Source organism: Methylophaga sp. OBS4 (assembly GCF_026319305.1).
GTDB lineage: Bacteria > Pseudomonadota > Gammaproteobacteria > Nitrosococcales > Methylophagaceae > Methylophaga.
In genome coordinates this window covers 1-21,541 of sequence record NZ_JAPDMV010000002.1, presented here as the reverse complement: position 1 = coordinate 21,541, position 21,541 = coordinate 1, and the positions used below count along the sequence as shown (strand labels likewise).

The 21,541-nt window shown below is 50.7% G+C and carries 22 protein-coding genes; 18 read left to right on the top strand and 4 right to left on the bottom strand.

Annotated features, from left to right (window positions below):
* The first annotated feature begins 135 nt into the window (after positions 1 to 135).
* From OMP95_RS00685 to groL, 3 genes are all read left to right on the top strand, one after another.
* Complete coding sequence (locus OMP95_RS00685) at positions 136 to 612, top strand: FxsA family protein (protein ID WP_266324867.1); 477 nt, start codon at positions 136 to 138, stop codon at positions 610 to 612.
* Between the two features lie 122 nt (positions 613 to 734).
* Positions 735 to 1,025: a co-chaperone GroES gene (groES, locus tag OMP95_RS00680; protein WP_266324865.1), complete on the top strand. Its 291-nt coding sequence runs from the start codon at positions 735 to 737 to the stop codon at positions 1,023 to 1,025.
* 45 nt (positions 1,026 to 1,070) lie between these two features.
* Positions 1,071 to 2,708 carry a chaperonin GroEL gene (gene groL, locus OMP95_RS00675; protein ID WP_266324863.1) on the top strand — a complete coding sequence of 546 codons (1,638 nt, stop codon included), beginning with the start codon at positions 1,071 to 1,073 and terminating at the stop codon, positions 2,706 to 2,708.
* Between the two features lie 329 nt (positions 2,709 to 3,037).
* On the opposite strand, the gene OMP95_RS00670 is transcribed toward groL, so the two are convergent.
* The 4 genes from OMP95_RS00670 to OMP95_RS00655 form a co-directional block, all read right to left on the bottom strand.
* Entirely contained in the window at positions 3,038 to 4,654 is a 1,617-nt protein-coding gene (locus OMP95_RS00670) for an ATP-binding protein (RefSeq protein ID WP_266324861.1), read from the bottom strand.
* A gap of 177 nt (positions 4,655 to 4,831) precedes the next feature.
* Positions 4,832 to 5,857 carry an MBL fold metallo-hydrolase gene (locus OMP95_RS00665; protein ID WP_266324859.1) on the bottom strand — a complete coding sequence of 342 codons (1,026 nt, stop codon included), beginning with the start codon at positions 5,855 to 5,857 and terminating at the stop codon, positions 4,832 to 4,834.
* A 382-nt stretch (positions 5,858 to 6,239) separates the two neighbouring features.
* Complete coding sequence (locus OMP95_RS00660; protein WP_266324857.1) at positions 6,240 to 7,280, bottom strand: PA2778 family cysteine peptidase; 1,041 nt, start codon at positions 7,278 to 7,280, stop codon at positions 6,240 to 6,242.
* Complete coding sequence (locus OMP95_RS00655) at positions 7,246 to 7,653, bottom strand: DUF6627 family protein (protein ID WP_266324855.1); 408 nt, start codon at positions 7,651 to 7,653, stop codon at positions 7,246 to 7,248. The genes OMP95_RS00660 and OMP95_RS00655 overlap by 35 nt, the downstream gene beginning before the upstream one ends.
* 234 nt (positions 7,654 to 7,887) lie before the next feature.
* Between OMP95_RS00655 and glnE the strand changes: the two genes are divergently transcribed.
* The 15 genes from glnE to queC all read left to right on the top strand — a co-directional run bounded on the left by glnE (position 7,888) and on the right by queC (position 21,499).
* The gene (gene glnE, locus OMP95_RS00650; protein WP_266324853.1) at positions 7,888 to 10,701 is read left to right on the top strand and encodes a bifunctional [glutamate--ammonia ligase]-adenylyl-L-tyrosine phosphorylase/[glutamate--ammonia-ligase] adenylyltransferase; all 2,814 of its coding nucleotides are present in this window, start codon (positions 7,888 to 7,890) and stop codon (positions 10,699 to 10,701) included.
* Between the two features lie 39 nt (positions 10,702 to 10,740).
* Complete coding sequence (locus OMP95_RS00645) at positions 10,741 to 11,673, top strand: branched-chain amino acid transaminase (protein ID WP_266324851.1); 933 nt, start codon at positions 10,741 to 10,743, stop codon at positions 11,671 to 11,673.
* 229 nt (positions 11,674 to 11,902) lie between these two features.
* Positions 11,903 to 12,652, top strand: coding sequence for a YebC/PmpR family DNA-binding transcriptional regulator (locus tag OMP95_RS00640; RefSeq protein WP_266324849.1), 750 nt, complete (start codon positions 11,903 to 11,905; stop codon positions 12,650 to 12,652).
* Between the two features lie 11 nt (positions 12,653 to 12,663).
* Complete coding sequence (ruvC, locus tag OMP95_RS00635; RefSeq protein ID WP_266324847.1) at positions 12,664 to 13,200, top strand: crossover junction endodeoxyribonuclease RuvC; 537 nt, start codon at positions 12,664 to 12,666, stop codon at positions 13,198 to 13,200.
* A complete protein-coding gene (gene ruvA / locus OMP95_RS00630) occupies positions 13,197 to 13,790 on the top strand; it encodes a Holliday junction branch migration protein RuvA (protein WP_266324835.1) in 594 nt (197 codons plus the stop codon). Before ruvC ends, ruvA begins: the two co-directional genes overlap by 4 nt.
* Positions 13,791 to 13,792: 2 nt before the next feature.
* The gene (gene ruvB, locus OMP95_RS00625; protein ID WP_266324834.1) at positions 13,793 to 14,806 is read left to right on the top strand and encodes a Holliday junction branch migration DNA helicase RuvB; all 1,014 of its coding nucleotides are present in this window, start codon (positions 13,793 to 13,795) and stop codon (positions 14,804 to 14,806) included.
* Positions 14,807 to 14,808: 2 nt separating this feature from the next.
* A complete protein-coding gene (gene ybgC / locus OMP95_RS00620) occupies positions 14,809 to 15,213 on the top strand; it encodes a tol-pal system-associated acyl-CoA thioesterase (RefSeq protein WP_266324832.1) in 405 nt (134 codons plus the stop codon).
* A complete protein-coding gene (gene tolQ, locus OMP95_RS00615; RefSeq protein WP_266324830.1) occupies positions 15,203 to 15,871 on the top strand; it encodes a protein TolQ in 669 nt (222 codons plus the stop codon). Before ybgC ends, tolQ begins: the two co-directional genes overlap by 11 nt.
* A gap of 14 nt (positions 15,872 to 15,885) precedes the next feature.
* Positions 15,886 to 16,341, top strand: coding sequence for a protein TolR (gene tolR, locus OMP95_RS00610; protein WP_266324828.1), 456 nt, complete (start codon positions 15,886 to 15,888; stop codon positions 16,339 to 16,341).
* Positions 16,342 to 16,345: 4 nt separating this feature from the next.
* Positions 16,346 to 17,464 carry a cell envelope integrity protein TolA gene (gene tolA, locus OMP95_RS00605; RefSeq protein ID WP_266324826.1) on the top strand — a complete coding sequence of 373 codons (1,119 nt, stop codon included), beginning with the start codon at positions 16,346 to 16,348 and terminating at the stop codon, positions 17,462 to 17,464.
* A gap of 12 nt (positions 17,465 to 17,476) precedes the next feature.
* The gene (gene tolB / locus OMP95_RS00600) at positions 17,477 to 18,775 is read left to right on the top strand and encodes a Tol-Pal system beta propeller repeat protein TolB (protein ID WP_266324824.1); all 1,299 of its coding nucleotides are present in this window, start codon (positions 17,477 to 17,479) and stop codon (positions 18,773 to 18,775) included.
* A gap of 20 nt (positions 18,776 to 18,795) precedes the next feature.
* Positions 18,796 to 19,365 carry a peptidoglycan-associated lipoprotein Pal gene (gene pal / locus OMP95_RS00595; RefSeq protein WP_266324822.1) on the top strand — a complete coding sequence of 190 codons (570 nt, stop codon included), beginning with the start codon at positions 18,796 to 18,798 and terminating at the stop codon, positions 19,363 to 19,365.
* Position 19,366: 1 nt separating this feature from the next.
* On the top strand, positions 19,367 to 20,167 hold the full coding sequence (gene ybgF / locus OMP95_RS00590) for a tol-pal system protein YbgF (RefSeq protein ID WP_266324820.1): 801 nt from the start codon (positions 19,367 to 19,369) through the stop codon (positions 20,165 to 20,167).
* 19 nt (positions 20,168 to 20,186) lie between these two features.
* The gene (gene queE, locus OMP95_RS00585; protein ID WP_416234620.1) at positions 20,187 to 20,831 is read left to right on the top strand and encodes a 7-carboxy-7-deazaguanine synthase QueE; all 645 of its coding nucleotides are present in this window, start codon (positions 20,187 to 20,189) and stop codon (positions 20,829 to 20,831) included.
* Positions 20,828 to 21,499: a 7-cyano-7-deazaguanine synthase QueC gene (queC, locus tag OMP95_RS00580; protein WP_266324816.1), complete on the top strand. Its 672-nt coding sequence runs from the start codon at positions 20,828 to 20,830 to the stop codon at positions 21,497 to 21,499. Before queE ends, queC begins: the two co-directional genes overlap by 4 nt.
* Positions 21,500 to 21,541 lie beyond the last annotated feature (42 nt).

Sequence of the window (21,541 nt, the reverse complement as noted above, 5' to 3'; positions counted from 1 at the left end):
AAGTTTTGTGACAGTTTCGTGACAACGATACAAATCGGCATTTTTGTGGCTTTTTGGCTACAACCGCAGCGGCAACCTTGAAAAGTCGGCGACTGTCCCAATATCAACCAATGAACTCCTAATTTAGGAAAAGTCATGTTTCGGTTTTTATTTTTGTTGTTTCTGATCATTCCCCTGGTAGAAATTTACTTTCTGATCCAGGTCGGCAAAGTGATCGGTGCGGGTTGGACGGTTTTTCTTGTGGTCGGAACCGCTGTGATAGGCGCCTTTCTCTTACGTTTGCAGGGATTTAGCACGCTGCAACGTGCGCAAACAGTCATGGCGCGTGGCGAGCTCCCGGCTGTTGAAATGCTGGAAGGGCTGACCTTATTAATAAGTGGTGCCTTATTGTTGACTCCCGGCTTTGTCACCGATGCCTTGGGTTTTTTGTTGTTGATACCGCCAGTCCGACAGTCGATGATCCGGCAGATTTTGAAAAACAGTCAGATTATTCTCAGGCAGCACAGTTCGGCCCATTTCCACCAACATCGCTCGCCCCCATCTTCTCATGATGAATCCAGCATTATTGAGGGTGAAGTGGTTGATGATGATGATCCGCATCAGCTGCGATAAAGAAAGACGAAAAAAACCAAAAATTTTTATCTCAAGCCCTTGAAAGCGGGTTTTATAACCCCATTTATAGGGTTCCAAACTTACGTTGGTCATTAAATAGACATTTTTCGGAGGAATTACAGATGAATCTTCGTCCCCTTCATGATCGTGTGATTGTTCGTCGCATGGAAGAAGAAACAACCAGCCCGGGTGGTATTGTTATCCCGGATAACGCAGCAGAAAAGCCTTCCCGCGGTGAAGTTATTGCTGCAGGTGATGGAAAAATCACTGATTCAGGTGAAGTACGTGCCCTGGCAGTGAAAGTCGGTGACAGAGTGTTGTTCGGTAAATATGCCGGTACAGAAGTCAAAGTCGACGGTGAAGAACTGCTGGTAATGCGTGAAGATGACATCGTTGCTGTTATTGAATGTTAATCTTCTGGATTCATTTGCATTTTTTAAAGAATAAGAGGAATAAAAATGGCTGCTAAAGAAGTCAAATTCGGCGCCGATGCGCGCCACCTGATGGTTAAAGGCGTAAATACTCTGGCCAATGCGGTAAAAGTAACGCTGGGTCCTAAGGGTCGTAATGTGGTTCTGGACAAGAGCTTTGGCGCACCTGCAGTGACTAAAGATGGTGTTTCAGTTGCTAAAGAAATTGAGCTGGAAGACAAGTTTGAAAACATGGGCGCACAAATGGTCAAAGAAGTGGCTTCGCACACTTCTGATGCTGCCGGTGACGGTACCACCACAGCGACGGTTCTGGCTCAAGCCATCCTGCGTGAAGGTATGAAAGCGGTCGCTGCGGGCATGAACCCAATGGACCTGAAACGCGGTATCGACAAAGCAGTGCAGGCGGCAGTTGAGCAACTGCGTGCCATGTCTTCTCCATGTGATGATGATAAAGCTATTGCCCAGGTAGGTACTATTTCTGCTAACTCTGATGCTTCTGTGGGTCGCATCATTGCCGAAGCAATGCAAAAAGTCGGTAAAGAAGGTGTTATCACTGTTGAAGATGGCAGTGGTTTTGAAAACGAACTGGATGTGGTTGAAGGTATGCAGTTCGACCGTGGTTACCAATCTCCGTATTTCGTTAACGACCAGCAAACCATGACAGCAGAACTGGAAGATCCTTATGTCCTGCTGTTCGACAAGAAAATCTCCAATATTCGTGAACTGCTGCCAACTCTGGAAGGCGTTGCCAAATCAAGCCGTCCCTTGCTGATCGTCTCTGAAGATGTGGAAGGCGAAGCCCTGGCGACATTGGTTGTCAACAACATGCGCGGTATTGTTAAAGTCTGTGCAGTTAAGGCCCCTGGCTTTGGCGACCGCCGTAAAGCGATGCTGGAAGATATCGCTGTTTTGACCGGCGGTACCGTGATTTCTGAAGAAGTCGGTCTGAGCCTGGAGAAAGTGACGCTGGATCATCTGGGTCAAGCCAAGAAAATTACTGTCAGCAAAGAAAACACCACCATCGTTGATGGTGCTGGCCGTGGTGATGAAATCACCGCGCGTGTTGAACAAATCCGTGCCCAAATTGCTGAATCTTCTTCAGATTACGACAAAGAAAAACTGCAAGAACGAGTGGCCAAACTGGCTGGCGGTGTTGCGGTGATTAAAGTCGGTGCTGCAACTGAAATGGAAATGAAAGAGAAGAAAGCACGTGTTGAAGACGCGTTGCATGCGACCCGTGCCGCGGTTGAAGAAGGTGTGGTACCTGGTGGTGGTGTTGCTCTGGTTCGTGCAGAAGGTCTGCTGGGTGAGCTACGCGGTGACAACCACGATCAAGATATGGGCATCACCTTGGCTCGCCGTGCGATGGAAGAGCCTCTGCGTCAAATCGCGACTAACGCAGGTGCAGAAGCGTCTGTAATTCTGAACGAAGTTGCCGCAGGTAAAGGTAATTTCGGTTACAACGCAGCATCTGGTGAATATGGCGATATGATCGACATGGGTATTCTGGATCCGACTAAAGTAACACGTACCGCATTACAAAATGCCGGTTCAGTTGCCGGTCTGATGCTGACTACCGAAGCGATGATTGCTGACCTGCCAAAAGATGAAGGTCCATCAATGCCTGATATGGGTGGTATGGGCGGTATGGGCGGCATGATGTAACAGTCGTTCAAGCTTTTGTTTTAAAAAGGCCTCAACCTTCGGGTTGGGGCTTTTTTTTTTATTAAGCTATTGCCTCGCCAGTCATTACGGGTGTGGGTGGGTTGTGTTGCAGCACAACCCGTATAATCACGAACCTTGCGGCGGCCGTCTCTATGAGAGTTAAAAGGGAGTTCTTAATCGAAGACGTCACCGTTGTAGACGTGGAGTTATTGACAACAGCAAAAGCTGAAAGCCACTTCCATTCCGCGAGTCTTGATTGGCGAATAAACAAAGCGGGGTAGAAGCCTGCTATGGCGGGTAAGATGTCACCGTCTTCAAGCTTTTTGGATTTATCCGGACGCTGTCTGGCCAAGAGTGAAGAAAAAGGTAGCGCCTTTCCCTTGGCTTGCATCGGCCCAGATCCGACCATTATGTTTGCGGATAATTCGTTGCACTGTGGCCAGGCCGATACCATTGCCCGGAAACTCTTTCTCAGCATGAAAACGCTGAAAAGGAGCGAATAGTTTGTCGGCATAGCTCATATCAAAACCGGCGCCGTTGTCTTGTACAAAGAATACCGCCTGCTGTTCACTATTATTATTTATCCCGAAGCGGATCTGGGCATCGCCGACATTGCCGGTATATTTCCAGGCATTGGCAAACAGGTTTTCCAGCACCACACGTAATAATCCTTTATCCGCCTCAGCTTTCATGCCAGGGGCTATTGTTACTGTTACCCGGCGTTCAGGCATGGCGGCCTGCAGGCCTTCTACAATGTCATGTGCCATTTGTGAAACATCAACAGGGGAACGGCTGACCTCTGAGCGCGTAATTTGAGACAGTTTGAGCAGATCATCAATCAAGTCATTCATACGGGCACCGGCATGACTTATTCGAGCGATATGCGCTTTGCTGGTTTCATTCAGTTCATTTTTGCCCGAATCTGCCAGAAGTAACTGGCTGAAGCCATCAATATGTCTCAGGTGCGCCCGCAGATCGTGAGATATGGAGTAGGAAAAAGCTTCAAGTTCGCTGTTCAGTTCATGGAGCTGGGCTGTACGTTCATCCACGCGCTGTTCCAACTCGTTATAGAGTTGCACGTTTTCCATGGCGATGGCAGTGCTGTTAGCCAGGGACTGCAAGAGTTTCACCTGCTGGGGGCTGGCGTGATGCTGAACAGCCCAGTAGGTGCCAATCGCGCCTATCGGCGCATCGCTACGTATGGGGACAACCGCCAGACTTTTTACAAAAGTCGGGCGGTAAGCATCGGCAGGTATACGCGCGTCGGTATAGATATCCTCGATTATTGCAGGCTGTTTGTTCATCATGACCCAGCCACTGATACAGGCCGACATCGGAAAACGCTTGCCTTTCCATAACGGAGCGATGGCGTCCTCTTCAGCGTAGAAACAGAGGTCGCGTTCCCGCAGGATAAATGTGGCCCCATCGGCCCCTGTCAGATCCCGGGCCGCGCGCCGCACGATGTTCATCACCGTATCAAGGTTACGGGCCATGGATAGTGCCTGGACGATATTGATAAGTCGGTCGACAGGATTGTCGCCGGTCGGGCTGACCGTGGTTTGAGCTGTAGGTGGCGGATTGCTCAATATCTGTTTTATGGTTGGGACCAGTTGACCCAGATCCGTCTTGGGGACATAACCCGCCCCGCCTATTTCCTGCATAGCGGTACTGTTCAGTTGGTCGACATAGCCCGAGACAAATACAAAAGGGATATCCGGATGACTTTTACGTGCGGTTTTCAGTGCCGACAGCCCGCTAAAGCCGGGAATACTACTGTCAGACAAGATCAGATCAAGCGGTCGCTTATGCAGTGTATCGAGAAATTGCTCACGGCTGGCAGCTACATGCATTTCACACGGAATGCCGCCTGAGTCGAGGGCAATTTGTACAAGATAGGCATCATCAGCATCGTCTTCCAGATGCAGAATATGTAATAGCTCCGTCATCACGCGCACTCCTTCGCATATAGATGCTGTGTTGCTGCTTTTAAAACTGCTTAACTGCTGATTGTGTTAACTGTCTTCAAAGTTACAAGTATTTCTCACCGATTATCAGCCCGATATGGTGAGCGATATATTGTGTTCTTATAGATTGGGTTCGTTCCATAAACCGGTTTGTCCTTGTTATTGCTGAGTTGCGAGCTGCTGCCGATCTGAGTGGAAAGCTTCCGCCGCACTAAGTAAACGGTAGATCAGCGCATCATTTTTATCGGGTGTTGCAGAGGAAGCGGTTTGGCCTTGAGGCATATCCAAGTCCGGGTCGAAGCCTATCGTGCTGCCCAGACCGGCATACAGATAATGATCCGCAAATGTTTGTTGCAAGATCTCAAAAGCAGGTTCACCGGTACAGTGGGCTGGAGCGATCCAGTGCACATCAAGTTTGTCATGCAGAACCGTGGCAATCCGGTGGATCTCGCTGGCCGAAGCCGGCAATAAATGTGTGCCGCCAAGAACCAGATGTACCGGTTTATGAAGTGTGGCTATGGCTGTTTCGACAATCTTTTCTATGGTCGGGTGGCTGCATCCTACGACCAGGACGATGCCTTTCGGGGTGTCGATGGCTAATGACAGTTCACGTACCGCCAGATCGGTGCCCCAGTTGCCGACCAGCGCAATCAGGTGAATGCCGGGGCTGATTTCGCCGGTTTCGCCAATCCAGCTGAATTTGGCTGTGGGCCAGGCACTGCCAAAGGTCAGAGTCTCAGGTGGTTTGCCGTCAAAATAACGCTTTTCCGGAGGCAAAGCCTCGTTACCGGGATAAAAGTCGCCGGGCAGCGTGGCGCCGAAGACACCGAAACCTTCTTGCGGCGCATAAATGTTCAGTCCCGGGTTCACTTTTAACAGATGGGTCAGGCCGCCCATATGATCGCCATGCCGGTGCGAAATCACCGCAAAATCCAGGCTGCTCAGATCAATCCCTGCCGCGGCTATATTGTGGGCAAAAACCTCGGCATTATTGCCGGTATCAAACAGGATGTGCTTGCCGTCATATTCGATCAGCGCCGCAAAGCCCCAGTCTTTTTTCAATGAAGAAGTCTTGCCGAAGGCATCGTAGAGAACCGTTATTTGGGCGTCTGTTTGTGCCCAGAGCACATTGCTGGCGGAGAGGTGAAGCAGGACTGTGAGCAGAATGAAAAATTTCTTGCACATTTTTGATCCTCGGATAAAAAATGTTGGCAGCTGTCTATTCAAGTCCGGACTAAATCATGTCCAGATTGAGTTTTTCCTTACCTGAAAATTAGGTTAGACCCAAATAACTGTCCGGACAAGAAGTTTTTATTATTTTCACGCAAGCCTGGACCCGCTGGGAACCTGGTTATCGGGCACGGCCAGAGAACCACACTGTTATCATCACGATGAAAGCCGGTAATCAGACATTCGGACATATCGGCATACAAGCCGGTAATCTGGGTACTGGATTTTTGATACTGATTTCAGCACCGAAATCGACTTGAGTTTATACCAAAACAACCTGGAAATGCGTGTATCAGAGCCCATGTAAAAGTCAGGACAAGGCACAAGCCTGCAACGTCTACTGATAATAAAGCGGACACTGAGGTACGTCGCACTGACCGGGGGGGATTTCACGTTGGCCGACGATTTCTTTCAGGCTGGCTGCAATATTGTCATCATCCGGCGCCAGTCTGACCGCACAGCCTATGGCTTTGATGGCCGCTACGCGGCATTGCCTGGCGCTTAATGTGTAGGCCAGATTATTCCAGGCCTGGGCATTATCAGGCTCAACGGCAATGGCCCGACTGAAAGCTTTTTCCGCAGCCGGATAGTCTTCGACGGCATATTCAGCATTGCCCAGTGCCATCTGCGGCAAGACCTGCTGAGGCCAGTGCTGCGCGGCTTGTCTGTAGGCTGTCAGCGCTTCCTGCTTAAATCCTGTTTTCATCAGCGCATTGGCAGCCTGGGTGTAGGAAAGTGCATTCGCTGTGACCGGGATCTGCCCGGGTTTAATGACTACATAAGCCCAGTATTCAGCGCGCTGCCAGGTTTGCTCAAAGGTGGCAAAGCTGACGATATGACGCTCCTCAACACCAGAGCGCAAAATGAGTTGTTGCTGATTCAAATCGTAACCGACGGCAACCGCATAGTGCCAGCGTGGAATCCATGGCAGTGACAGGTTCTGAAATACCAGCACGGGGTGACCGTTGGCCAGTTCTGTCAGCAACTCTTTGAGTTCGGGGGCAAGTTTGTACGTCATCAGACCATAACTGCGGGCGGTGGCAATCATCTCTATCTGCAGACTGCCTTTGCGCTCGGGAATATACACCCGGTTCACCAGATCCTCAGGCTGAGCCTTAATTTTCTGATGATCCAGTATGGTGGCCAGTGCCGCTGGCCCGCACTGATATTTTTTCTGAGGGAAAAAAGCCACCTCACTCAGTTCGACCTGGGCAGGGATGTCAGCGGGTTGCTCATTTATCAGCTTGGTGGTCTGTGGCGTGCTGGCACAGGCACTCAGCAGCATCACAAAAAAAGCGCCAGACAGAAATCTGGCGCTTTTTATTAACATCAGCGGGGTGGTTTTAGCGATTGATGTTGTGAACAAATGCGAATACATCTGTCGCACCCAACATATCGGTAACCACCAGAACTATAAAGATAACGAGCAATACCCCTAGAATACTGCCAGCACCGCTGCCCGCGGGCATTTGTTCAAAGTTTTCTGCGATTTGGGCCAGTTCGGCATTGTTCATCTGACTGATACGTGATTTAGCATCAGCAGGATCTACGCCCATTGCAACTAGTCGATCTTGTATGTCTTGACGATCGAGGGTATTAAGGACTTGCTGTACAGTTAGTTCATGTTGGGACTGTGCCAGCAAGGTTTCATTGTCAACCATAGCTGCCTGCAACGGGGCCATGTGAATACTCAACAAAGCCAGAATCGACAGTATAGGTACGACTTTTCCGAGGCGCCTGAAGAAATTCATAATTGCTCCTTAATCGAAGTTGAGTAATTTGCTAGACACGGCAGTGTCTTCGCAACTAATTGGACAATAACAAATATCTATATGTTCGACTATTGATTTTGCCTGCTATTGTGACCGGTTCTGCAAAATGAATCCGATAAGGTTTGAACGGTGTGAAGTGTTTCATGTTTGGTGAAGCAAACAGTTACGGTTAAAGTAGCTGTTTTTGGATAAACAGGTCCTGATGGAGAACCCATGACATCAACATTCACCATGCCGGAGTCCTGGCAAACAGTATTGTTACAAAACCCGACGTTGCATGATTCTGCCGTTTCGGTGTTGACGGCGAGTGATTTTGTTAAACAGTGGGGTGAGCGGCAAGCCGGCCAAGCCGAACAATTACTGGCATCAGGCCTGATTGAAAAGGCATTTGAATTCAACGATTATCAGCAGCTACTCACGGCTATGCTGAGCGGGGTTAACGATGAAGAGGCATTGCACCGCCAGTTACGGCGTTTTCGCCAGCAACAAATGGTGCGTATTATCTGGCGCGATCTGGCTGGTTGGGCTGATCTAGCCGAGACGATGTGTGACTTGTCTGCGTTGGCTGATGTTTGTATTCAGCAAACTCTGGCCTTGTTGTACCCCTGGCAGACGGCTGTTAATGGTACGCCGTATGACGATGATGGAAACGAGCAATATCTGGTGGTGCTTGCTATGGGTAAGCTCGGTGCCGGCGAACTCAACCTTTCCTCCGATATCGACCTGATTTTTGCCTATCCGGAAGAAGGCGAAACGCAAGGAGGAGGCCGAAACCTGACCAATGCAGAATTTTTCACCCGTCTGGGTAGAAAGCTGATTCAGGCTCTGGATAATAAGACGGTGGATGGTTTTGTGTTCCGGGTTGATATGCGGCTGCGGCCATTTGGCGACAGCGGGGCCCTGGTGACCAGTTTTGATGCGATGGAAGAGTATTACCAGACCCAGGGCCGGGAGTGGGAACGCTACGCCATGATTAAAGCGCGGCCAGTTACCGGCACCGATGAGGCTAAGACACAGCTTACCAATATGCTGCGGCCTTTTGTTTACCGACGTTATCATGATTACGGCATGTTTGATTCCCTGCGGGAGATGAAGTCGATGATTGCCGGCCAGCTCCATCGCAAGGGCATGGAAGACAATATCAAGCTGGGCGCCGGCGGTATTCGGGAAATTGAATTTGTCGGCCAAGTGTTTCAGTTGATCTACGGGGGGCGGGATAAACCGTTGCAGCAACGGCCGATTCTGACCATTCTCGATTTACTGGCAGAACGAAACCTGCTTTCTGACTATGCCGTGACTGAGCTCAAGCAAGCTTATGATTTTCTGCGCCGGACTGAGCATCGATTACAAGCCTGGGCCGATCAACAAACCCATGTATTACCTAAAACTGAGTCGGCACGCGAGCGCCTTGCCGGCAGTATGGGCTTTGCCAGCTGGGATGCGTTTACTGAAGTTTTGTCGCAACACCGTCAGCAGGTACATGATCATTTTGTGCAATTGCTGGCTGCGCCGCAGGCAGAAGATGAGGCTGCTACCGATAACATTTCCCTATTGAATGCCAGTGAAGAAGAAAAACTGAGTTATTTGCAGCACTGTGGTTATCAGGAGCCGCAAGTTTGTCTGGAAGTACTGGACAGGCTGATGAACCTGCATGTGTGCCGGAATCTCAGTCAGACCGGCCGTAGTCGGCTGGAACGTTTGTTGCCGTTACTGGTTCAGGCGGCGGCGGGCGTTGAAAATGCCGATGAATGTCTGTCACGGCTGATGCCTTTGGTCGAGGCTATTATGCGCCGCAGCGCGTATATGTCGTTGCTGGTGGAAAATCCGCTGGCGTTGTCACAGTTGATCAAATTGGGCGCTGCCAGTCCGCTGATCAGTCACCAACTGGCTCGTTTCCCGGTGCTGCTGGATGAGCTGCTGGATCCGCGTTCGCTTTATGAAGTGCCGGAAAAACAGCAGCAGCAGGCTTTGCTGAATCAGTTTCTGTCGTCAGTGGATGAAGATGATCTGGAACAGCAGATGAACCGTCTGCGTGAGTTCAGGCAGATTGCCACGTTGCATGTTGCAGCAGCCGATGTCGCCGGCGTATTGCCGTTGATGCGGGTAGGCGATCAGCTCAGCGAACTGGCGGAAATCCTGCTGGAACGTGTCTGGAAACTGGCTTGGGCGCATTTGGTGGCGCGTCATGGATACCCGCCGATTACCGATAATGATGATCCGCAACAATGCGGTTTTACGATTCTGGCGTATGGCAAATTGGGCGGACTGGAACTGGGCTATGGTTCTGATCTGGATCTGGTCTTTATCTTTGATGATACGCAGCAGGGGATGACCAACGGTGACCGGCCGGTAGAACTGATGGTGTTTTACACCCGGCTGGCCCAGCGCATGATTCATCTGTTGACCACGGTTACCCCGGGCGGCCTTTTGTATGAAGTTGATATGCGCTTGCGGCCCAGCGGTGCTTCCGGTCTGTTGGTCAGTCCCTTATCCGGTTTCGCCGAATATCAGCGACATGAAGCCTGGACTTGGGAACATCAGGCTTTGGTGCGTGCGCGCAGTGTGGTCGGCGATAGCCATCTGGCGCAAAAAGTGAGTCAGATTCGTAAACAGGTTCTGGCTGTTTCGCGTGATGAGAAAGCACTGGCAGCTAAGGTCAGCGACATGCGTGCCAGGATGCGTGAGCAATTGGATAAGAGCGACAGCCAACTATTTGATCTGAAACAGGGTAAAGGTGGTATCACTGATATTGAATTTATGGTGCAATATGCGGTGCTGGCCTGGTCAGCAAACTTGCCTGAACTACTGGTTTACACCGATAATATCAAGATTTTGGATGCGTTGGTCGCCGCCGGCAAGCTTGATCAAACCGAGGGCGAAATGCTGGCAGAGGCTTATCGTTACTATCGTAGCGAAGCCAATCATTGTGTTCTGCAGGAGCGGCCGGCCCTTATCCCCGTATCGCAAGTGGCAGATTATCCACCGCAGGTAGAACGAATTTGGCAGCGCTGGTTGGGCGAATCCTGAACCAGATCAGATTAACAGACAGACTTGGAATTTAAGCATATGGTAGCAGCAACAATGGCAGATCGTGACGGCGTTATCTGGCTGGATGGTGAATTGGTGCCGTGGCGTGAAGCGAAGGTTCACGTTTTAACGCACACGCTTCATTACGGTATGGGGGTGTTCGAAGGTGTGCGCGCCTACAACACGGATAACGGTACCGCGATCTTCCGTTTGCAGGAACATACTGACCGTTTGTTCCGCAGTGCCAAGATCCTGGGCATGCCCATGCCGTTTGACAAAGACACCCTGAACGAAGCGCAAAGAACTGTGGTGCGTGAGAACAAGCTGGAATCGGCCTATATCAGACCCATGTGTTTTTATGGTTCCGAAGGCATGGGTATTCGTGCTGATAACCTGAACACCCATGTAATGGTGGCGGCCTGGAGCTGGGGAGCCTACCTCGGCGAAGAAAACATGACCAAAGGTATCCGCATCAAAACCTCATCTTTTACCCGTCATCATGTCAATATCACCATGTGTAAAGCCAAGGCCAACGGCAACTACATGAATTCAATGATGGCTTTGCAGGAAGCGGTCAGTTGTGGCTACGACGAAGCGTTACTGCTGGATGCCCAGGGTTTTGTCTGTGAAGGCAGTGGTGAAAACTTCTTTATGGTGCGTGATGGTGTGTTGTATACACCGGAACTGACATCAGCGCTGGAAGGCATTACCCGTGATACGGTGATGACGCTGGCCAGAGATATTGGTCTGAAAGTGGTGGAAAAACGTATTACCCGCGACGAGGTATACATTGCCGATGAAGCTTTCTTTACCGGTACCGCAGCTGAGGTCACGCCGATCCGTGAACTGGATAACCGTGCTATCGGCCGAGGCAGCCGGGGGTCCATCACCGAACAATTGCAATCCATGTATTTCGATCAGGTTCTGGGTCGCAGTGAGGTGTATCAGAACTGGAATACACTGATCGGCTAGTCATAGGAGCCGGTCGGACTTAAGATGATTCTACTGCGGAAAAGCCGGATTTGGTCATTTTTTGCGCGCTTTCTCGTTAAAGAGAACGGCTATTCGCCTCGTAAGCGCACAAAAACTGCCTCAAACCGGACTTTCCCTCGCTACGAACACTTAAATCCGACAGGCTCCTGAATTTTCAAATCCGGCCGGTGCGGGCCGGAACGAACAAACAAAGAGGTAAGTAACAGCAATGGCAGGTCATAGTAAGTGGGCGAATATTCAGCATAGAAAAGGCGCGCAGGATGCCAAACGCGGCAAATTGTTCACCAAGCTGATCCGGGAAATCACCGTTGCAGCCCGGATGGGTGGAAGCGACCCGGCTTCCAACCCACGTTTGCGGGCGGCGACTGACAAGGCGCTGGGCAATAATATGACCAAAGATGTCATTGAGCGCGCCACCAAACGGGGCGCCGGTGAACTGGAAGGGGTCAGCTACGAGGAAATTCGTTACGAAGGTTACGGCCCTAACGGTACGGCGATTATGGTGGACTGCATGACCGATAATCGTAACCGCACCGTGGCCGCTGTGCGCAATGTGTTTACCAAGCGTGGCGGCAATATGGGTACCGATGGTTCAGTTGCCTATCTGTTTAATAAAAAAGGCATCATCAGCTTTGCCGCTGGCACCGATGAAGATACGGTGATGGAAGCGGCGCTGGAAGCCGGTGCCGAAGATATCGTCACCAATGACGATGGTTCGATAGATGTCTTCACCACCCCGGAAGAATATGCGGTGGTGAAAGATGCGCTGGATGCGGCCGGACTGGAAGCCGAGTCAGCTCAAGTCACCATGCATCCGGATACCACGGTAAGCCTGGATGTGGATGATGCCAGAAAGGCGATTGCCATGATTGAAGCATTTGAAGAATTGGATGATGTGCAGGAAGTGTATTCCAATGCTGATTTCTCCGATGAGGTGATGGCCCAGCTCGATAGCTGATGCCACAGGGTATGCCGCGTATTCTTGGAATTGATCCTGGCTCACGTAAAACTGGTTTCGGCATCATCGAACTGGAAGGAAAACAAATTAAACACGTCATTAACGGCCGGCTGAAAGTCGGCAACGGCGAGTTTACCGACAGACTGAAGCAGATATTTGAAGGTCTGACCGATCTGATTCAGCGCTACCAGCCGGATATGATGGCGGTGGAAAAAGTGTTTCTGCACAAAAACGCCGATTCGGCATTAAAGTTGGGGCAGGCACGCGGCGCGGCTATTTGCGCGGCAGTGAGTCAGCAGCTCAGTGTCTATGAATACAGTGCCACCCAAATCAAAAAAGCCGTGGTCGGCAACGGCCACGCGAAAAAAGATCAGGTCCAGTATATGATGTCAGTGATTCTGAACCTGCCGGAGTTACCGGAAGAAGATGCAGCCGATGCGCTGGCCTGTGCGCTGACACATGCGCATCACGCTGCTATCGGCAGCAGTCAGCGCAAATTGCCCGAAGGCATGCGCACTACCCGTCGCGGAGGACGATATAGTCGATGATTGGACGTTTGCGTGGCATTATCATAGAAAAACAACCGCCCGAACTGGTGTTGGATGTACAAGGTGTCGGTTATGAGTTGTCAGCGCCGATGTCGACCTTTTTTAATCTTCCCGCTGTTAACGAAGAAATTACCCTGTTTACGCATATGGTAGTGCGCGAAGACGCACAATTGCTTTATGGCTTTGCCTCCGAGCGTGAACGTTTACTGTTTCGCAGCCTGCTCAAGGTTAACGGCGTAGGTGCCAAACTGGCGTTGACGATTTTATCCGGCAGTGATGTCGATACCTTTGCCCGCAGTGTGCAGGACGGCGACACCGCCAGTCTGACCCGTTTGCCCGGTGTGGGTAAGAAAACAGCGGAAAGGTTGATCGTTGAAATGCGCGATCGCCTGAAAGAAGTCAGCGCCGCGATGGGACTGGATACGATTGTCACCGGCAGTGCAGTGGTTACAGGGGCTAAAAATGAAGCGGTGGAAGCCTTGATGGCGTTGGGGTATAAAGCTGCTGAAGCGGATAAGATGCTGCGCAGCTTTGACAGCGAAGGCATGTCTACCGAGCAAATGATTCGTCAGGCCTTGCAGAGAAACTGAGCATGGATGAGCGATTTATCACAGCACAAGCCAACGGTGAGGAAGAACGCTTTGATCGGGCTATCCGCCCGCTCACACTGGCTGATTATATCGGCCAGCCGGTGGTACGCGAGCAGATGGAGTTGTTTGTGTCTGCGGCCAGAAAGCGTAAGGAAGCGCTGGATCACACCTTGATATTCGGTCCGCCGGGTCTGGGTAAAACGACACTGGCTAACATTATTGCCCATGAAATGGGGGTGAATCTCCGACAGACTTCCGGTCCGGTATTGGAGCGTCCCGGTGATCTGGCGGCGTTACTGACTAATCTGGAACCCAACGATGTTTTATTCGTCGATGAAATACATCGCCTCAGCCCGGTGGTGGAAGAAGTGTTATATCCGGCGATGGAAGATTATCAAATAGATATTATGATCGGCGAAGGACCGGCAGCGCGTTCCATTAAACTGGATCTGGAGCCGTTTACGCTGGTGGGCGCAACCACCCGTGCCGGCTCATTGACTTCACCGCTGCGGGATCGTTTCGGAATTGTGCAGCGGCTTGAGTTTTATAACAGTGAAGATTTGAGCACCATTGTGCAGCGCAGCGCCGGTATTCTTAATGTTCATCTGGATAAAAGCGGTGCTAACGAAATTGCCCGCCGTTCACGGGGAACCCCGCGTATTGCCAACCGTCTGCTGCGGCGGGTGCGGGATTATGCCGAAGTGAGATTTGACGGTGAAGTGACAGCCGAAATCGCCCGTCAGGCGCTGGATTTGCTGGACGTGGATAATTTCGGTTTTGATATGCTGGATCGTAAATTATTGTTGGCGATTATTGAAAAATTTGAAGGCGGGCCGGTCGGGCTTGATAACCTGGCGGCCGCCATCGGTGAGGAACGCGGCACAATCGAAGATGTGCTGGAACCTTTTTTGATCCAGGAAGGATTTATTATGCGCACGCCGCGAGGAAGAGTGGCGACAAAAAGAGCATGGCTGCATTTGGGATTGACGCCCGCTATCACGCTTGACGGTGAGTAACAATGCAAAAATTTGACTGGCCGGTCCGTGTTTATTATGAAGATACTGACAGCGGCGGAGTCGTGTATCATTCCAACTATCTTAACTTCATGGAACGAGCCAGAACCGAGTGGTTGCGTGAACTGGGTTTTGAGCAAGATATACTCCGAACCGAGCATGGCTGCCTGTTTGCAGTGCATTCAATGCAGTTGAATTTCCGTCGGCCGGCCCGATTTAACGATGCTTTGTTGATCAGATCACGTTTACTGAAAGCCTCTGGTGCTAGTATGCATTTTGAACAAATTATCTATCGTGGTGAGGAACTGTTGTGTGAAGCGTCAGTCAGAATTGCGTGTCTTGACGCTGATTCCTTTCGTCCACAATCTATACCTTTATTTATTCTGACGGAGATGCACGGTGACTGCTGATCTATCCCTGATAACGTTGATTACCGAAGCCAGTCTGCTGGTTAAACTGGTGATGCTGGCGTTGTTGCTGATTTCATTTTATTCCTGGTTAATTATTTTTCGTAAAAGAAGCGAACTGGAGCAGGCCAAGCGCGATGCCAATGCGTTTGAAGACAAGTTCTGGTCTGGCAATGAACTTAATCGCCTTTATGAAGATATTTCTTCCCGCCCACATGCCAGCCGCGGTATGGAGGGCATTTTTGAAGTTGGCTTCAAAGAATTCGTACGCTTGAAGAAATTTGCCAATGGCAGCAATTATGTGCTGGATGGGTCGCAGCGGGTCATGCGTATTTCTCTGGCACGTGAAATTGACCAGTTGGAAACGTCGTTACCGTTTCTGGCTACTGCCGGTTCCACCAGTCCATATATCGGTCTGTTCGGTACTGTCTGGGGCATTATGAACTCGTTCCGTGCTCTGGGTAATGTGCAACACGCGACTTTAGCGATGGTGGCACCCGGTATTGCGGAAGCGTTGATAGCCACAGCGATGGGGCTGTTTGCGGCGATTCCGGCGGTTATTGCCTACAACCGCTACTCACATGAAGTGGAGCGTCTGATCAATCGCTACGATACCTTCCTTGAGGAGTTTTCTTCCATTTTACAGCGTCAACAGGATTAACCGCGGGGTTAACAATGGCTGTACATAAACGCATACGACAACGTCGCAAACCCATGGGTGAGATCAATGTGGTGCCTTATATTGACGTTATGCTGGTGTTGTTGATTATTTTCATGATCACCGCGCCGATGCTGACTCAGGGCATCAAAGTTGAGTTGCCCAAAGCGGATGCCAAACCGGTAGAAGTACCGGATGAAAATACCGAGCCTTTGGTGGTATCGGTGGATGCAAAAGGCAATTTCTATGTGGCGATTGGTGATACACAGGATGAACCTATCAGTGCGCAGGAATTGATGGCTAAAACAGCCGCGGTACTGAGGCGCAACCCGCAGACACCGGTAATGGTGAAAGGTGATAATGCTGTTAATTACGGCTATGTGGTAACAGCTATGGCGCTGTTGCAGAAAGCGGGCGCGCCCAGTGTAGGCCTGATTACACAACAGCCTGAGACGGTGGCGACCGACCAATAGTAGTATGAAGAAACCAATCGTTGAAAAATTCCTGGCCGGTAGCTACTCGCTGCTGTTGCATATCATCATTCTGGCTTTGTTTGTGGTAGGTATGGATTTCAATACAGCGCCACGTCACTTGGCACAACAACCGGATGTTGAAATTGTTCAGGCCACGATTCTGGATCAGGCTCTGGTCGACCGGGAAGTTGCGAAACTGGACGAACTGGAGAAAAAACAACGCGAAGCTGAAGAAGAGCGGCAGCAGAAAATACAGGACAAACTGGAGCAGACGCAGACGGAACTGGCACGTAAAGAACAGGAATATCTGGATATGGAAGAGCGCGCCCGGATTGAACAAGAGCGCCGCAAGCAGGAAGCAGAGGCTGAACAACAGCGTATTGCCGAACTTGAAAAACAGCGCCAGTTAGAAGAACAGCGCAAGCAAAAAGCCGAGCAGGAGCGTCTGGCCGCCGAGCAAAAACGTAAGGCAGAGGAAGAGGCCCAACGTAAGGCCGAAGCAGAACGTAAAGCGGCAGAAGAAGCTAAACAAAAAGCCGAGCAGGAACGCCAGCAGGCTGAAGAAGCCAAACGCAAGGCTGAAGCAGAACGTAAAGCAGCAGAAGAAGCTAAACGCAAAGCTGAAGCCGAACGTAAAGCCGCAGCCGAAGAAGCTAAGCGCAAAGCTGAAGAGGAAGCTAAACGTAAAGCGGAACAAGAACGCCAGCAGGCTGAAGAAGCCAAACGTAAAGCTGCAGAAGAGGCCAAACGCAAGGCAGAGGAAGCCGAACGTAAAGCCGCTGAAGATGATCTGCGCCGTCAACTGGAACAGGAGCAGCAAGAACGTGATGCTCGACGGGTTGCAGGCGTGGTTGATCAATACTCGCTCATGATCAAACAGCGGGTTAAACGTTACTGGATTCGACCCTCCAATGCTGAAAATGGTTTGCAGTGTACTTTACGCGTGACTTTGCTACCGGGCGGTGATGTTAAACAGGTCTCAGTGGTAAAAAGCAGTGGCAATGCCGTATTTGATCGCTCGGCAGAATCAGCAGTTTATAAAGCAGCACCGTTGCCTCAGCCAACCGACCCCCAGGCGGCTGCGGCTTTGCGTGATTTCCAATTTATCTTTAAACCAGAATAGAGGACAGATGCGATGGTCAAACGTTGGTTAAATACAATCGCACTACTGATTGCTTTGCTGCCATGGCCGGCACATGCGCTGCTCACCATCGAAATTACCGGTGGTTCCGAAGCAGCATTGCCGATTGCGATTGTGCCATTTGGCAGCGAAGGATACGCAGCACCGGAAGATATTTCAGCCATTATCAGTAACGATTTGGCGAGTAGTGGTCGTTTTGCCCCCTTGGAAAAACGGGATCTGATTTCACAACCGCATGAGGCGCAGCAGGTCAACTTTGCCGACTGGCGCCTGTTGCGTTCGGAAGGTCTGCTGATCGGCAAAGTAAGCAGTCAGGACGGCGAAAATTTTCAGGTTCAGTTCCAGTTGTTTGATGTTTACAAAGGACAGCAACTGGTGGGTAAGCGTTACAAGATCCCTGCCTCCGGTTTACGTAACCTGGCGCATCAGATCGCCGATATCGTTTATGAAACACTGACCGGTGAGAAAGGGGTGTTTTCCACGCGTCTGGCTTTTGTGACAGAAATGAAAAATGCCGATGGCAGTAAGCGTTATGCGTTACAGGTGTCTGACGCTGATGGCGCCAATCCGAGGACGGTTCTGCAATCTACCCAACCGATTATGTCTCCCAACTGGGCGCCGGATGGCGAACGTCTGACCTATGTGTCATTTGAAAACGGTAACTCAGAAGTGTATGTGCAGGAACTGCGTAGCGGTCGCCGTAATTCCATCGCTTCATTCAAGGGGCTGAACAGTGCGCCGGCCTGGTCACCGGATGGTAAGAAACTGGCTTTGACCCTGTCTAAAGGCGGTAATCCGGAAATCTATGTGCTGGAACTTGATTCCGGCAAGTTGTCACGTGTGACCCATAATTCACAGGCTATTGATACTGAAGCGGTATGGATGCCCAACGGTCGTGAAATCTTGTTCACATCCGACCGTGGCGGCCGCCCGCAAATCTATAAAGTTGCCGCCACAGGTGGTCGCGCCGAGCGATTGACTTTTGAAGGTGGTTATAATGCTTCTGCAGATATTTCACCGGACGGACGCATGATGTCCATGGTACACGCTGTTAACGGCAAGTTTCATATTGCCGTTCAGGATTTGCAGACTGGCGCAGTGCAGGTATTGACCGATACCACCGCGGATGAATCTCCGAGCTTTGCGCCGAACGGCCGAATGATCCTGTATGCTACGTCACAAAAGGGCAAAGGTGTTCTGGCAGCCGTTTCCGTTGATGGTCAAATTAAACAACGCTTGGGCGAATCAGGCAGCGCGGTACGCGAACCGGCATGGTCGCCATTTAGAAATTAACCCCCCACAGGAGTATATATATGAAGTTTTTAAAAATGTTTGTATTAATGATGCCATTATTGTGGTTAGCAGGTTGTAGCTCTACCCCCGATAAAGGCATGGGTGAAGGCGATGTTGCCGTTGAAGACCTCAGTGCAAAAGCTTCCGGTGCTGATGGTGAAGGTGCCGAAGGCAGTGATTTTGGCGCTGAAGCACAGGTCGTTGTCGGTGAAGATCAATACAGTGGCAGTGAACTGAATGATCCTTCCAGCCCGCTCTCCAATCGTGTGGTCTATTTCGACTATGATAGTGATGTTGTCCGTGTTGAAGATCAGGCCACGCTGGAAGCGCATGCGGCCTACTTGTCTAAAAATCCGAACTTGACGGTTCGTCTGGAAGGGCATACAGATGAACGTGGTTCCCGTGAATACAATCTGGCTCTGGGCGAACGTCGTGCTTTGTCGGTTCGTCAGTTTTTGATGCTGCAGGGTGCCAGTATCAATCAGTTCCAGGTCACCAGTTTTGGTGAAGAACGTCCTGCTGAAGATGGTCATGATGAATATTCCTGGTCTCAAAACCGTCGTGTAGAAATCATTTATATAGGTCGATAAGATGCAGTTTAACGGCAAAAAAAGTCTGATCAGTGCCGTGATTCTGGTGGTGACTCTGCCCGGCATCAGCTGGGCAGAAGAGCCCGAACCGCTCCAGCAGCGTGTCGAAAGACTGGAGCGCATTATTCAGGGTCAGGGATTAATGAATCTGATCACGCGTGTTGATCAGTTGCAAAACGAGATCAAGCGTCTGAACGGAGACAATGAGTCTCTGCGTCATGAACTGGAACAGATGCAAAAGCGCCAGCGTGAAATGTATCTGGATCTGGATCAGCGTATGCAGGAACAGACTCAAGCTGCGCCGCCACAGCCTGTTGCACCGATGACCGATGACAGTGTGACGGAACCTGAGCTGGACAGCGAAATTCAGACACCGGCAGAGGGCACCAGCCAGGATGCTGCACCAGTAGCGGTTGAAAATGGTGAAGCAGCCTATCAGTCAGCCCTGCAAATATTGCGTAGCGGCCAGTATGAACAGGCTGTTGCTGCTTTGTCAGCATTCCCTGAACAGTATCCCAACAGTATTTATCTGCCCAATGCTTATTACTGGCAGGGTGAAGCCAGATATGTTTTGCGGCAGTTTGCCGATGCGGCTGCCTTGTTCCAGATTGTGATTGACCAATACCCGTCCAGCACTAAAGTGCCGGATGCGCTGCTCAAGCGTGGTTTCAGCGAAGACGAAATGGGTGACAGCCAGCGTGCCATTGCCACGTTGAACAGCGTGATCGAACAATATCCCGATACATCTGCAGCAAGACTTGCCAAAGTCAGACTGGATCGTATTAAACAACAATCGCGTTAAACGCTGGCCAGGTAAAAAGATAATGGCGCAGTGCCGTATTACTGAAATTTTCTATTCCTTACAGGGCGAGTCCAGAACCGTAGGTTTGCCCACGGTTTTTGTAAGACTGACCGGTTGTCCTTTGCGTTGTGGTTACTGTGATACCGAATATGCGTTTCATGGCGGTCAGAAAATGGAGATCAGCGACATTGTTGAACAAGTCGCTGCGTATCATCCACGATATGTCACCGTGACCGGCGGTGAGCCATTGGCTCAGCAAAGTTGTCATTCGCTGTTGACGGCCCTTTGCGACCTCGGTGTTGAAGTGTCTTTGGAAACCAGCGGCGCGATCGATATCAGCCAAGTCGATCGGCGCGTGATTAAAGTGATGGATCTGAAAACCCCCGCCTCCGGTGAAGAAAGCAAAAACCGTTACAGCAATATTGAACTGCTCAGGCAACAGGATCAGCTTAAATTCGTGATTTGTGATCGCCGGGATTATGACTGGGCCTGCGACAAATTGCGCGAGCATCAATTGGCGGATCGCTGTGAAATACTTTTCTCGCCGGTGCATGGCACTTTGAAACCGTCCGATCTGGCAGACTGGATTGTGGCGGATAATCTGCCGGTGCGGATGCAGATTCAATTACACAAGTATTTGTGGGGAGAACAGCAGGGCCGATGAAACGAGCCGTTGTGTTGCTGTCAGGCGGGCTGGACTCGGCGACCGTACTGGCCATTGCCAAAGCCGAAGGTTATGACTGTTACACCATCAGCTTTGACTATGGACAGCGTCACCGTGCAGAGCTGGATGCCTCTATGGCTTTATCCAAACAGCTCGGCGCTGTAGAACATAAAATCATCAATATCGATCTGACGGCCATCGGCGGTTCGGCATTGACCGATAACAATATTGCAGTGCCCCAGCAGCATGAAGAAGGCATTCCGGTCACTTATGTGCCTGCCCGTAATACCGTCTTTCTGTCGATCGCACTGGGCTGGGCGGAAGTACTGAATGCCGCAGCTATTTTTGTCGGCGTCAACGCGGTGGATTACTCCGGCTATCCGGATTGTCGTCCGGAATATATCGCTGCCTATGAAAAGATGGCCAATCTCGCCACCAAAACCGGCGTGGAAGGTCAGCCTCTGAAAATTGAAACACCACTGATTGATCTCAGCAAAGCCGCAATTATTCAGCGTGGTATGACGCTGGGCGTGGATTATAGTCAGACCGTATCCTGTTATCAGGCCGATGCGCAAGGGCGTGCCTGTGGCCACTGCGACTCCTTCCGCTTTCGCAAGCAAGGGTTTGAGCAAGCCGGGATCCCATATCCTACACGCTATCAACCCTGATTCAGACCATAGCCCGGGTCTTCCAGCGTTTCAGCTTCAAGT